The organism is Thalassospira indica, assembly GCF_003403095.1.
Classification (GTDB): Bacteria; Pseudomonadota; Alphaproteobacteria; order Rhodospirillales; family Thalassospiraceae; genus Thalassospira; species Thalassospira indica.
The window spans coordinates 1,607,802-1,620,059 of record NZ_CP031555.1; the positions used below are offsets into that span (position 1 = coordinate 1,607,802).

General features: G+C 54.7%; 13 protein-coding genes and 1 pseudogene. 13 read left to right on the forward strand and 1 reads right to left on the reverse strand.

Annotated elements, in window-relative coordinates:
* Nucleotides 1-28: 28 nt before the first annotated feature.
* On the forward strand, nucleotides 29-1,279 hold the full coding sequence (chrA, locus tag DY252_RS07545) for a chromate efflux transporter (RefSeq protein ID WP_269451535.1): 1,251 nt from the start codon (nucleotides 29-31) through the stop codon (nucleotides 1,277-1,279).
* A 32-nt stretch (nucleotides 1,280-1,311) separates the two neighbouring features.
* Here chrA and DY252_RS07550 read toward each other — a convergent pair whose 3' ends face one another.
* Complete coding sequence (locus DY252_RS07550) at nucleotides 1,312-2,193, reverse strand: helix-turn-helix domain-containing protein (RefSeq protein WP_064789984.1); 882 nt, start codon at nucleotides 2,191-2,193, stop codon at nucleotides 1,312-1,314.
* Nucleotides 2,194-2,487: 294 nt separating this feature from the next.
* On the opposite strand from DY252_RS07550, the pseudogene DY252_RS22770 reads away from it, so the two are divergent.
* From DY252_RS22770 to DY252_RS07600, 12 genes and pseudogenes are all read left to right on the forward strand, one after another.
* A pseudogene (locus tag DY252_RS22770) lies at nucleotides 2,488-2,613 on the forward strand (transcriptional regulator domain-containing protein); the annotation flags it as partial.
* Nucleotides 2,614-2,719: 106 nt separating this feature from the next.
* A complete protein-coding gene (locus DY252_RS07555; RefSeq protein WP_064789983.1) occupies nucleotides 2,720-3,388 on the forward strand; it encodes a DUF2285 domain-containing protein in 669 nt (222 codons plus the stop codon).
* Between the two features lie 23 nt (nucleotides 3,389-3,411).
* Nucleotides 3,412-4,368: an ArdC family protein gene (locus DY252_RS07560; protein WP_064789982.1), complete on the forward strand. Its 957-nt coding sequence runs from the start codon at nucleotides 3,412-3,414 to the stop codon at nucleotides 4,366-4,368.
* Nucleotides 4,359-4,883 (forward strand): thermonuclease family protein, encoded by a 525-nt coding sequence (locus DY252_RS07565; RefSeq protein WP_064789981.1) that lies wholly within the window; start codon nucleotides 4,359-4,361, stop codon nucleotides 4,881-4,883. Before DY252_RS07560 ends, DY252_RS07565 begins: the two co-directional genes overlap by 10 nt.
* Before the next feature lie 75 nt (nucleotides 4,884-4,958).
* Entirely contained in the window at nucleotides 4,959-6,992 is a 2,034-nt protein-coding gene (locus DY252_RS07570) for a ParB/RepB/Spo0J family partition protein (RefSeq protein ID WP_064789980.1), read from the forward strand.
* Between the two features lie 62 nt (nucleotides 6,993-7,054).
* A complete protein-coding gene (locus DY252_RS07575) occupies nucleotides 7,055-8,056 on the forward strand; it encodes a DUF7146 domain-containing protein (protein ID WP_197482595.1) in 1,002 nt (333 codons plus the stop codon).
* A 278-nt stretch (nucleotides 8,057-8,334) separates the two neighbouring features.
* Complete coding sequence (locus DY252_RS07580; RefSeq protein WP_129542697.1) at nucleotides 8,335-9,270, forward strand: DUF2493 domain-containing protein; 936 nt, start codon at nucleotides 8,335-8,337, stop codon at nucleotides 9,268-9,270.
* A 571-nt stretch (nucleotides 9,271-9,841) separates the two neighbouring features.
* Nucleotides 9,842-10,180 carry a DUF736 domain-containing protein gene (locus DY252_RS07585; RefSeq protein ID WP_007092084.1) on the forward strand — a complete coding sequence of 113 codons (339 nt, stop codon included), beginning with the start codon at nucleotides 9,842-9,844 and terminating at the stop codon, nucleotides 10,178-10,180.
* Between the two features lie 318 nt (nucleotides 10,181-10,498).
* Complete coding sequence (locus tag DY252_RS22130; protein ID WP_156518951.1) at nucleotides 10,499-10,672, forward strand: hypothetical protein; 174 nt, start codon at nucleotides 10,499-10,501, stop codon at nucleotides 10,670-10,672.
* 178 nt (nucleotides 10,673-10,850) lie between these two features.
* Nucleotides 10,851-11,090 (forward strand): helix-turn-helix transcriptional regulator, encoded by a 240-nt coding sequence (locus DY252_RS07590; RefSeq protein ID WP_064789978.1) that lies wholly within the window; start codon nucleotides 10,851-10,853, stop codon nucleotides 11,088-11,090.
* An 89-nt stretch (nucleotides 11,091-11,179) separates the two neighbouring features.
* Nucleotides 11,180-11,635: a S26 family signal peptidase gene (locus DY252_RS07595; protein WP_231959796.1), complete on the forward strand. Its 456-nt coding sequence runs from the start codon at nucleotides 11,180-11,182 to the stop codon at nucleotides 11,633-11,635.
* A complete protein-coding gene (locus tag DY252_RS07600; RefSeq protein WP_064789976.1) occupies nucleotides 11,623-12,180 on the forward strand; it encodes a lytic transglycosylase domain-containing protein in 558 nt (185 codons plus the stop codon). Before DY252_RS07595 ends, DY252_RS07600 begins: the two co-directional genes overlap by 13 nt.
* Nucleotides 12,181-12,258: the final 78 nt, after the last annotated feature.

The following is a 12,258-nucleotide window of genomic DNA, read 5'->3' on the forward strand; positions in this document are numbered from 1 at the left end:
TGCGACACCCCCGTCTTTTTCTGATGCATTGAAAGTCTGGGCGCGCATAGGCCTTTTGTCTTTCGGGGGACCTGCCGCGCAAATATCGCTCATGCATCGCGAGGTCGTTGATGAGCGTGGCTGGCTGACAGAAAAACAGTATCTCGATGCGCTGGGTTTTTGCATGTTGCTTCCCGGTCCCGAAGCCATGCAGCTTGCTACCTACGCAGGCTGGAAACTGCATGGAACAGTTGGCGGACTGGCAGCAGGGCTTCTATTTATCATTCCGGGCACCCTTGTCATTCTTGCTCTTTCCATTGTTTATGCGCTGTTTGGCAACCAGCCGGTTACAACGGCACTGTTCCTTGGTGTGAAAGCCGCCGTGGTGATTATTGTGCTCGAAGCATTGCTGCGCATTTCGCGGCGTGCCTTGCGGCACAGAGAAAACTGGGTAGTTGCTGGGCTGGCCTATATTGCCATTTCGGCTTTTGCCGTTCCCTTTCCGCTGATTGTAGTGTGTGCAGCCCTTTACGGGGTTGCTGTTACTTCAGCCGGTCATGCCCCCAAAGCGGACCACGATAGCACGCCATCCACCCTGTCGTTTTCGGGAACACTGCAGACCATCGTGATTTGGGGGCTGATCTGGTGGACTCCGGTTTTGGCAGCCTTTGGGCTCAGCCAATCGGCGGTTTTGCCTGAGCTCGGGATGTTTTTCTCCAAACTGGCTGTTGTAACCTTTGGTGGAGCCTATGCGGTTCTCGCCTATATGGCACAGGATGTGGTGAATAGTTTTGGCTGGCTGTTGCCCGGTGAAATGATGGACGGGCTTGGCCTAGCGGAAACAACGCCGGGGCCGCTTATTCTGGTGACAGAATTTGTCGGGTTCCTGGCTGCCTATCGTGAAGGTGGGATGATTTCCGGGCTTCTCGGGGCTGCTCTTACGGTCTGGGTTACCTTCGCTCCCTGCTTTCTCTGGATATTCGCTGGCGCCCCTTATATCGACTGGATCGCATCCCGGCCGAGGCTTAAAAATGCGCTTGCCATGATCACATCTGCGGTCGTTGGGGTTATCCTAAACCTCGCGATCTGGTTCGCACTTCATGTATTCTTTAAGAATGTGTCGACATATGAAGCCGGAATTTTCAATTTCTGGCTACCTGAAATGGCGTCAATTGATCTACTCGCAGTTGGAATTTCAGCTTTGTGCGGCATTATGTTGCTGGGTTTTCATTGGGGGATCGTCAGGGTTCTGCTGATTGCCGCCGTAGGGGCGCTTGCGTTGGCATTTTTCAATTTCTAGCTTTAGATAAATTGGGCGTCGAATCACAAATTTCATCTGCTGTTGTGATCTCTGAACTTTGAAGGAGAGATTCCCGTTATCTGATGAAAGATATCCGTAAAGTGCGAATGGCTTGAGAACTGAAGGTTCAGGGCAATTTCTGTGATTGATTGATCGTGCTTTATCAGCATTTCTTTAGCCTGACTTATCCGTCTTTCCCGGATATAGCGCCAGGGTGACTTACCAAAACTCTGTTTGAATGCCTTCCTGAAGTAATCAGTGCTCAGATCAACCGCGTTAGCAAGATCATTCAGTCGAATGTTTTCAGTCAGATGATGTTCTATAAAAACTTTAATGTTCTTCTCACGCACAGAACCAAGCCCTCCCGTAATGATAGAAGGTTGATATAGGCGTTTCTTTCCGAATATCTCGTATAACTTGATAACCAGCGATGCCCCTAATAGTTCGAGGCACGCACTATCGCAGTGAGCCGGTTCTCCGAGAGATTTCCGCATATACAACAGTAATTCGAGAAGCCAGTCGTTTCGAATGGCCAAGCGCGATGGCAATGAGGGAATATTGCCGGAAAAGGCAGAAGCCACATTTTCTTCAATAAACTTGGTGCTCATTGCCACAACCAATATTCTTTGTGGTGTTGACCAGCTGAGTTCTGCAAGAGAGTTTGCATTACTGATGTGGATGTGACCGCATCGAACCTTGAGACGATAATTCCTCCGGGCAGAATTGTAGCGTAAAAGGGTAGGGTCTCCCTCATGGAGTGCAACACAGGGTTGGGCTGTGCCAAGAATGAGTCCGTCGCAAGTGGAGATATCACAACGACAGATAAATAGCTCTCCAATGGTTTTGTGATGAAGGAACCTTAGATGTTTGGTGGGGATTCCTGAGCCGAAATCCCAAATTTCAGTGTCGACCATTTCGAGACTTCCCAAGGGAGTTTATTCAATTTGCGGGTCTTTTCTTTGAGTTTTTAAACTTTTGATTGAAAGTTTATTTTGCGGTGCAAAATGGCCGAAATGTGATGGTTTTGAAGTTTGGTTGTTCCAGGTCCAAAATAAGCCCAGATTACAACCATATTTTGTAATTGATGCCTGAATCCTGAAAGCATCATGCTCCAGTCTTATCGATATTTATCGATAATGCTTGCAGGTATTTTACGTCCATCAAGCATCTTCATTTTGCACAGTGGCTGATTGAAGGAGGCACACCACATGAATGGTTTGCCTGCAAAATCACAAGAGATTCATCCTCGTAATTGGACGGACCCCGTTGCCTATGATGGCTTTCATGCTTTGGACAGGGCCGGATGGGCATGGCAATGGCTTAAGAGGAATAGAGACTTTTCCAGTCATCTAGGGGAATGCACTTTTCTAGTTGATAAACCCGTGATGCTTAAGCCAAGGATAATCCGATCACGCTACAATCAGAAATTGACCCCGTGGTATGTCATGTTTTGCCGACGGGAAGGCCGATACCGTCATCTGGTCACCGAAGAGCAATCCCTTCGTTCTGGTGGCGCATGCAATTCATATCCCGAGAGAGGGCGACATCGACCTTCTCGACATTTCCAGGTTTGGTGCCTCAGCCACTCTTTTTATTGCGCAAGACCATCGTCAGCATTTGCTGCTGAGCGACCAATACCGTCATCTTCAAATAATGATTGCCGAAGGTACCCTTCTCGAGGGACCAGTCCGTTTGCGATTTATCGTTTCCGGTATGAAGCGCCTGAAAGAACAGGCGCTCGCCTTGCAAAGGTTTTGCGCTCTCTATCGCACCGGACAATTTCCAAACGCCCTGTATCCCGCCGAACGACGTGCGCCGCGCTGGAAAATGATGCTTCAGGCCTGGGACGGGCGGCAGGCTGGTGCCTCTCACCGGGAAATCGCCGAAGTGCTTTATGGTCACCAGATCGTTGCCGAAGACTGGTCTGCTGGTTTTCTGAGGACTCGTGTGCAACGTCTGCTGCGCGGTGCCGACGGGCTGGTTCATGGCGGGTATCTCGACATCCTGCAGGGTGGGAGCGGGCTGTCAGGCAGGAGGTCAGCCGGTCAAGAGCCAGAGAGGGCAAACAACTCTGCGACAGGTTTGTCAGGTCAAGAGAAAGGCTTTTGACCGGCCTGTCGTGGAGAACGACCATGACAGCTTATAATCGCAAAACGGGAAAACATATCCGCTCCAACCTCTATCAGGACATTACAGATAAAATCATCGCCCAGCTTGAACAGGGAACCTTTCCCTGGGTTCAACCCTGGGGCAGTCCAGCGACAAATGCCTCTCTCGGATTGCCGCAAAATGCCACGACCGAACACAACTATTCCGGCATCAATGTCCTGATCCTCTGGGGGGCAGTGTTCGAAGCCGGGTATTCATCGCAAAGCTGGCTGACCTTCCGACAGGCACTCAAGCTTGGCGGCACTGTGCGCAAGGGTGAACGCGGTGTCACGGTTGTCTATGCCAGCCGGTTTATTCCGCGGGAGGGCAAGAAGTCGGGGCAGTTCGCCCCGGATACCAGCAAGAATCCACGGGCCATCCCGTTCCTCAAACGTTTCATGGTCTTCAATCTCGACCAGTGCGACGGTTTGCCGGAACAAGTAACCGCACAGTCGGTTCCGCCCGATACAAGCCTAATCGAGCCGAAGGCCGAGGAACTGATTCGGGCATCGGGTATTGATTTCCGGATCGGTGGACGCCGGGCTTTTTATAGCCCTGAGGACGATTATGTCCGGGTGCCGCCACCCCAGGCCTATTTCGAGCCGATCAACTGGCATCGCACAGCCCTGCATGAATGCAGTCATGCCACCGGCCATAAAACCCGCCTTAACCGCGATCAAAGCGGATCATTTAGCTCGAAGAAATACGCGTTCGAGGAACTGGTCGCAGAAATGTCAGCGGCATTTCTTTGTGCTTCACTCGGTATCGTTCCGACTGTCCGGCATGCCGATTATCTCGCCTCGTGGCTCCAGGTCCTGCGCGAGGATAATCGCGCGATCGTGCGTGCCGCCAGCCAAGCGTCAAAATCTGCCGACTATCTCTTGGCGAGGCTCAATACCGTAACCGAAGCCGGATCAAAGGAGGCGGCATCATGCGCATGATCGTTTCTGTCAAATATGCGGTCATGGCCCTTGCTGTGATCGCCGGAGGGCTCGCCATCACACCACTGTTTGAGACGGACCATCATAGAGGACCCGCCGAAGTGATCGATGCGGACACCCTGCAAATCAAGGATATCCGCTATCGTCTCTATGGTGTCGATGCGGTGGAAGCCAGACAGACGTGCCGCAAACCGGATGGAACGGCGTGGCCCTGCGGTCAGCAGGCGATAGCGGCACTCTCCGATTTTCTGCAGGGCAGGGAGGTCGACTGCGAGGTCTGGCAGGGTGATCTTCGTGATCCCTATGATCGTCTGATCGCAATATGCCATACCGGCGCTGACGATCTGGCCGAATGGCTGGTCAAAAACGGTTGGGCGGTGGCAGATCCGGATGCCAACCGGCTTTACAATTACACAGCAGTAGAGCGCACCGCGAAGTTCCTTGGCAAGGGGATCTGGTCGGGCGGTTTTGACCTGCCGCAGGACTGGCGGACCCTTCAAACAGGAAAAGAGTGAAAGAACAGGCCGGAGCTTTGTGACGGGCTCGGTTGGGAAAAGAAGGCTTTTCCCGGTCCGTCATGGAGAACCGATATGACCAATCGCAAGAAAATCTCCCTGTCCCGTTCGCAGGATATCCCGTTTGACAAACTGGTGATGAGCGAACGCAATGTCCGGCATGTCCGTGCCGGGATCTCGATCGAGGAACTGGCCGAAGACATTGCCCGGCGAACCTTGCTGCAATCTCTCAGTGTCCGGCCGGTTACGGATGATGACGGTAAGGAAACCGGTCGATACGAGATCCAGGCCGGTGGCCGACGCTACCGAGCGCTGGAATATCTCGTGAAACAAAAACGGCTGGCAAAGAACGCGGCAATCCCGTGTGTCATGCGCGAAGACGGGTTGCTTGAGGAAGATTCCTTGGCCGAAAATGTCCAGCGGATCAATCTGCATCCGCTCGATCAGTTCCGGGCGTTTCAGACCCTGAGCGAAAAAGGCCTGAGCGTCGAAGATATCGCCGCGCGCTTCTTTGTAACGGCGAAGATTGTCCGCCAACGGCTGAAGCTGGCATCCGTATCGTCAAAACTGCTCGATCTTTATGCCGAAGAGGAGCTGACGCTTGAACAACTGATGGCCTTTAGCGTGACCGATGATCAGGCTCGTCAGGAACAAGTCTGGGATAGTGTCCGGCAGGCCTACAATCAGGAACCGTATTATATCCGCCGCTTGCTGACCGAAGATACAGTGCGGGTTACCGACAAACGCGTGCGCTTTGTCGGTCTCGAAGCCTATGAGGAAGCTGGTGGTGTTGTGATGCGCGACCTGTTCTCGCAGGTCGACGAAGGCTGGCTTCAGGATGTTGCCTTGCTTGAAAAGCTGGTCGCAACCGGACTTGAAGCCGAGTGTGATGCGATTGTAGATGAAGGCTGGAAATGGATCGAGGTCGCGGTCGATTTCCCCTATGGCCACACCATCGGTCTGGAACGGATCAGCGGCGAGGTCGAACCATTGTCAGACGAGGAAACGGCCTGGCAGGACGCGTTGCGAAACGAACTGGCCGGGATCGAAGAGCGTTATTTCGTCGATCAGGATGAAGACCTGCCCGAGGAAGTGGATAAACGTCTCGGGGAAATCGAGGCCGAACTTGAAGCCTTCGATAATCGAGCGGTCCTTTATGCTCCGGATGATATCGCCAAGGCCGGTGTGTTTATCAGTCTTGAGTCCGATGGCAGTGTGCGGATCGAACGCGGTTTCGTGAAGCCGGAAGATCAGGAGCAGGATGACGACACTGCATTCGATCCAGATCAATCCGGTGAACCGCAAACCGGCGATGAAAGTGACGAGAGCGAGAATGTACCCGACACGGCCATTGACGGTGCAGACGAGCCGGATGAGCCGCGTGTCAAACCTTTGTCGGACCGTCTGGTTCTCGAACTCACGGCTTATCGGACACTGGCTTTGCGCAATGCTTTGGCCGGCGATCCTGATATTGCCTTTCTGGCGGCCTTGCATGTTCTGGTCCTGCAGAGCTTCTATCACTATGGCTCGGGCAGCTGCCTGCAGATCACGCTTAAAAGCAGTGGCTTCTCGGTCCAGCCACCCGATCTCAATGACAGCCCGGCGGCAAGCGATATCGCTGCACGTCATGAGAATTGGGAACGGCAGATGCCGGATGATCCCGACCATCTCTGGGCGGCGCTGCGCGAAATGGATATGGACAGCCGTATGGCTGTGTTTGCCCATTGCGTCTCGCTGACCCTCTATGCGGTGTCTGAACCCTGGAACCGTCACAGCGATGCCGTCCGCCATGCCGATATCCTTGCCGATGTTCTCAAGCTCGATATGGCGGCATCCGGCTGGAAACCGACCGCGGACAATTACCTCTCGCGGGTGCCGAAGAACCGTATTCTCGAAGCGGTCATTGAGGCGCTGGGCGCGGACGCTGCCCAACGGATCGATCACATCAAGAAGGGCGATATGGTACGCGAGGCCGAACAGTTGCTGATCGATACCGGCTGGGTGCCCGAGCCGTTACGGACGGCAGAGCTGGAACCGCAAACGCAAACAGCTTCCGAGCACGAACAGGATGACGTGCCTTCGGAACCGGCGGCGACAGCCGCCGAATAATCCCGCCTCTGCCTTCTGGCCCGGTCCGATCTGGACCGGGCCTTTTCATGAGGAGCGATATCATGCAGGCGGGAATGCTGGCAGATGCGCTGGCCCGTCAGGCCCTGGCGGTATGCCGATATTATCTACCATCGGGCAGAAAGCAGGGGCGATACTGGATCTGCGGTGATGTCTATGGCAATCCGGGGCGCAGTCTTTTTATCCGTATCAGTGGACGCCGTGCCGGGAAATGGTGCGATGCTGCCACCGGTGAATATGGCGATCTTCTCGATCTGATCATGCTCAATCGTGGTTTGGGTTTCCGGGGTACTCTGGCGGAAGCACGGAGCTTCCTGCACATGCCGCGTCTTCCCGAACCACCGGTTACTTCCCCACATGAAAACCCGGATGTTTATGATCCGGTTGCTGCTGCACGACGTCTTTTTGCCGCATCAGTCTCGATCACGGGCACACTTGCCGAACGGTATCTCGATAGCAGGGGCATAGAATTGACCCAGGATCACACTGCCTTGCGGTTCCACCCGCAGTGCTATTATCGCAATGAAACCGGGTTTGAGGTCTGGCCCGCGATGATCGCGGCGGTGACCGATCTTGGCGGCGTGATCACCGGTATTCATCGGACTTGGCTTGATCCAGTAACCTTTGACAAGGCACCGGTCGCGCAACCACGGAGAGCGTTGGGACAGCTTCTGGGACATGCCGTTCATTTCGGTCAGTTGGGCGACATTGCTATCGCGGCGGAAGGCCTTGAGACAGCTCTGACTCTCAAAATGCTGTTCCCGAACCTGCCGGTATTTGCCGCCCTGTCGGCAGCTCATCTCGGGGCTCTGACCCTGCCCGATAGTCTGCAGCGGCTCTATGTGGCGCGCGATAATGATCCAGCCGGATGGCGGGCGTTCAACCGTCTCCGGTCCCGGCATGCGGATCGGGATATCCATGCACTCGTGCCCCGGCTCAATGACTTCAATGCCGACCTGAACACCTTCAGTCCGGATCCGGTTCGGCAATGGATTGCGGGTCAACTGCTTCCCGAAGATGTTCCGCAGTTTGTATCTTGCTCATAGCCTGCACGCTGCCGCCATGCGTCTGGTCACGGTTTAGCATGACAGAACAGGTCTGTTCTTTCTCCACAGGACCGCATCGCGGTCTTTCCAGTGCGGGGATTTGCCGGAGGTCGGGCCGGTGGCAACAGCAGGCTGTCCTCCACTGCGTTGGGGTCCGGATAGCGCTTGTGCGCTGCCATCGCAAAAGGACCGAGGGATGCCACCAGCCCTGATCCCTCCGGCGGACAATCCCCGGAAAGACCGCAAAGGATGCGGTCTCGTCACCGGGAGAAAGAACCATGCTGTCCTGCAATTCTCAACTGCAAACCGACCACTCCGATGCCTCCGCGACCAATCTGGCAAGCGAGCAACTCCATCTGTTCGGATATCGTCCGGAGCCCGATGAAAACAATCCTGGTCCGATGCCGGAACCCGATCAGGCTGATCAACTTATTGCGGCCGGGATGAATATATTTGTCGATCTTCTGGGCGACAGTGCACTTGAAGAAGATCTCGGCGAATGCCTGTGGAATGTCGTCAATATCTTCCATCGCCGTATTGCCTGGCTGGATCGGTTGCTGGATGACAATGAGCAGCAACAGCGCCGATTGACCGCTGAACAGGATGGATCGGAGATCAAATCCGTCGAACTCGAACGTTCTCTTGCCACGGGTGAGTTGATCATCGAACGGCGCGATATGTTCGAAACTTTCCGAGAAATCGCCTGCGATCATTACGAAGCTCTGACCGCTTCGGTCTGGCGCCCGCGTAACGGATCGCTCACCAACCGTCGGACGGTGACCGCAGCGATTATCGACAGTCGCGACTTCCTGGCGGCTAAACGCAAGGCGGAAATCGAACCCCTGCTGCCGCCTGGCCCCCGCATTGCCTTTACCGGTGGTCTCGAATGCAACGATCATGTCGGTATCTGGAATGCACTCGATAAAGCCAAATCAAAGCATCCGGATATGGTGCTGATCCATGGCGGTTCACCGAAAGGGGCCGAGAAGATCGCTGCCTGCTGGGCAGACAATCGCGGCGTTTCCCAGATCGTGTTCAAGCCCGACTGGAACCGGTATCGCAATGCTGCTCCCTTCAAACGCAACGATCAGATGCTTGATGCCCTGCCTATCGGCGTAATCGTGTTTCCCGGTTCGGGTATCTCGCAGAACCTCGCGGACAAGGCGCGCAAGGCCGGTATCCCGGTCTGGCGGTTTGGCAAGGACGGCACATGATGTGTCGTCCAATGCGCAGGCCGTTAATTGCTTGCCGATTCTGCTCGACAAGCTTGCAGCTCCTTGGACCTGTTGGGATCGGGTGCTTGTCAGCCAATAATAAGGATAATCTCGCTGTTGTTTATCGTTTCGATGCTTCCGCACTCCTTTCGAGCTCTGTGTTCGGCATGATGAAATTGCCTGATGGCGCATGATTTGATGTTTTGGCATTGGAACTATAACTGGCTGGGAGCTCAGTCGGTATAGCTGAGGCTTGTGACGTCACGATCTGCAGGGACAAAGCACTGTGGAAGAACAGATATTCGTCTCCGCTTTTGGGCTGTTTGAGGTTCGTGGAAACCATTCCTGCATGTCTTTGGGTGCGTAAATCCCGCGCCGTTCCGTTCAACCCGCCGGAGCGAAAAATGTCCCCGCCGCACTGCGTCCGGCTTCCTCGCGCGACAAATTTTCCGCTCGTGCGGGTGCTTCGCTTCGCTGCGCTCCTTTGGATGAACTGTCCCGGCTATGCGGTCTTTTCGCTGGCGACATCGCAGGGATGATCCCGCGATAAAACAGCAAATGGAGACGTATCATGGCTATCACCCTTGGCACTTTCACCAAACAGAATGACGGCAGCTTCACCGGCCTTCTCAAAACCCTGAATATCAACGCCAACCTGGTTATCGTTCCGACCGAAAAAATCGCCGAAAACGCTCCTGACTATCGCGTCTATGCAGGCAACGGAAACCGCTACGAAGTGGGCGCGGGCTGGAGCCAGATCGCCAAAACCAGCGGTGAAACCTATATCAACCTCAAGATCGCCGCCCCCGAGTTCGGTCCCAACTGGGTCCGGGCCCGCCTCGTCAAACTCGAAACACCGACCGAGGATGGCGTCTCGCATCTGGCCCTCTGGGAACCGCGCGAACGCTGAAAATATCCTTCTCACTTGGCCCTGCCGGGTTATCCCGGTGGGGCTTTTCTTATGTTCCGCCATCACAGACTGTGCGCCGTGTGGGGCAGGGGGAAGAGAGTTTGTCGTCTCGAATGTGCCACTTTGGCATCTGGCTTTTAGCATCCGTCAAGGATCGCGTGCCCCGCCAAAATGCGTCATTCCGCTTTGCGTCATTCTGCATTTCGGTTCCTCCCGCGCCCGCTTCGCGGCGGCTAAAGCCGTCCCTGACCGATGCAACGCGGATGCCTTCGGATCGCTGTTCTCAATGACAGAACGGTTCAATCGAAGGAGCAGATCATGTCATATCGCATCGCATACCAAGGCCATTTTTACAGTGAAGACGAACTGCGCGAGGCCCTCTGGTTAGTGCAAATTGAACTGCGGAACGGCCTGCCGGAAGAGGAAAAACGCGAAGCCGAACAGCAGATTCTAGAGCTGAACGGTCTGCTGAAATCCCTGCACAATCCATAACCAAAGGGCATGTTCCGGACCGCAGTTGAATATTGGTGTAGCCTCCTTTCGTGATGGAAATCCCGTCATCAATAGGGGGATCGTTTTTGACAGGGGGTGGTTTTCGAGCGTCCCCAGACCCGTTCAGTCCCGCCACACTCCGATCGCTTTTGACGATGTTCGACGAAAGGATCGCGTGATGACGGATTACAACACACGGGCGATTGAAGCCCGCAAGGGCAGCCCTTTCCTCTCCACCCAGCAGGCGGCGTTCTATCTTTCCCTGTCCGCCCGAACCCTCGAAAAGATGCGTTTTAACGACAAGGGACCGCGCTATCGCAAGCATGGTCGTTATGTTCGCTACCATATCGACGATCTCGATGCCTGGTCGGAAGGGCGTGAACCCGGCACGCACCCCGATGACGGAGAGCGCTCATGAGGTGCCGTCATTTATTGCTGCATTCGATGCCCCGGAAGGATGTCCGGAATGTCATCGGTCCCTTTCTTTTGGGTGTTATCGGGATTGGTTTGATCGGTTTCTCCGCTGCCCACAACAAGACCCCTTGGCTGATTTGGAATGCATCACCGAGCGCCCCAGTCGGGCTCTATCGGATGGTTTTCGGTGCACCCCAGAAGGGTGATTTCGTTCTGGTTCGGGCCCCGAAACCTGTGTCGCAACTGGCCAGTTCACGCCACTACATCCCGGCCAATGTCCGGCTTGTCAAACGCATTGCCGCCATTACCGGAGGTCATGTTTGTGCGCATCACCACGTCATTCTGATCAACGGTCATGCGGTCGCCCGACAGCTCGAGCGCGACAGTTCCGGGCGCAAAATGCCTCTGTGGCAGGGCTGTCGGTTGCTGCAGGAAGGCGAATATTTCTTGCTGATGACAGAGGCATCAACGTCTTTTGATAGCCGGTATTTCGGGCCTGTGATGCGCGAAAACCTGATCGGGAGGCTCGTACCGATATGGGTAGATTGAACCTCTTGATCGCCGTTCTAATGGGGCTTTTCATTGCAAATATTCACGCTCAACCAGTGGACATTTGGGACCGTGAAATCGCAACCGCATCGCAAAGATTTGCCATTCCTTCAGCTTGGATCCGTGCCGTCATTGAGGTGGAAAGTAGCGGTAAACCCGACGCGGTTTCATCGGCCGGGGCGATGGGGTTAATGCAGTTGATGCCGACAACCTGGGGTGAATTGCGACAGCGTTATATCCTTGGCTATGATCCCTTCAATCCGCGTGACAACGTTCTCGCAGGTACGGCCTATCTGCGCGAGATGTATGATCGGTTCGGCTATCCCGCTCTGTTCGCGGCTTATCATGCTGGGCCCGGACGGTATGAATCTCATCAGCGTTTCGGAAAGCCCTTGCCGGTGGAGACGGAGCGCTATGTCCAAAAGCTTGAAGAGCTTTTGTCAACGCGAGAGCACGATAATACAGGTGGGACCGGAGATTTCTCCGGCTCCGCCCTGTTCTTCCCGCTTTCCAGTCACAGCAATGGTTCGGAAGTGTTCCCGTGAGTTTTTCGCAGGCTTGAAGCCTCGTGAGAACTGGTATGCGGTTGCAGGCAGACGGGAAGGGCGGCGTAAGGCAAGATA

Excerpts from the sequence above, each read along its gene's own strand:
- DY252_RS07565 (WP_064789981.1), top strand. The coding sequence starts at position 4,359 with ATGCGCATGATCGTTTCTGTCAAATATGCGGTCATGGCCCTTGCTGTG.
- DY252_RS07560 (WP_064789982.1), top strand. The coding sequence starts at position 3,412 with ATGACAGCTTATAATCGCAAAACGGGAAAACATATCCGCTCCAACCTC.
- DY252_RS07585 (WP_007092084.1), top strand. The coding sequence starts at position 9,842 with ATGGCTATCACCCTTGGCACTTTCACCAAACAGAATGACGGCAGCTTC.
- DY252_RS07555 (WP_064789983.1), top strand. The coding sequence starts at position 2,720 with ATGTCATGTTTTGCCGACGGGAAGGCCGATACCGTCATCTGGTCACCG.
- DY252_RS07570 (WP_064789980.1), top strand. The coding sequence starts at position 4,959 with ATGACCAATCGCAAGAAAATCTCCCTGTCCCGTTCGCAGGATATCCCG.
- DY252_RS07600 (WP_064789976.1), top strand. The coding sequence starts at position 11,623 with ATGGGTAGATTGAACCTCTTGATCGCCGTTCTAATGGGGCTTTTCATT.
- DY252_RS22130 (WP_156518951.1), top strand. The coding sequence starts at position 10,499 with ATGTCATATCGCATCGCATACCAAGGCCATTTTTACAGTGAAGACGAA.
- DY252_RS07575 (WP_197482595.1), top strand. The coding sequence starts at position 7,055 with ATGCAGGCGGGAATGCTGGCAGATGCGCTGGCCCGTCAGGCCCTGGCG.
- DY252_RS07550 (WP_064789984.1), bottom strand. The coding sequence starts at position 2,193 with ATGGTCGACACTGAAATTTGGGATTTCGGCTCAGGAATCCCCACCAAA.
- DY252_RS07580 (WP_129542697.1), top strand. The coding sequence starts at position 8,335 with ATGCTGTCCTGCAATTCTCAACTGCAAACCGACCACTCCGATGCCTCC.
- DY252_RS07590 (WP_064789978.1), top strand. The coding sequence starts at position 10,851 with ATGACGGATTACAACACACGGGCGATTGAAGCCCGCAAGGGCAGCCCT.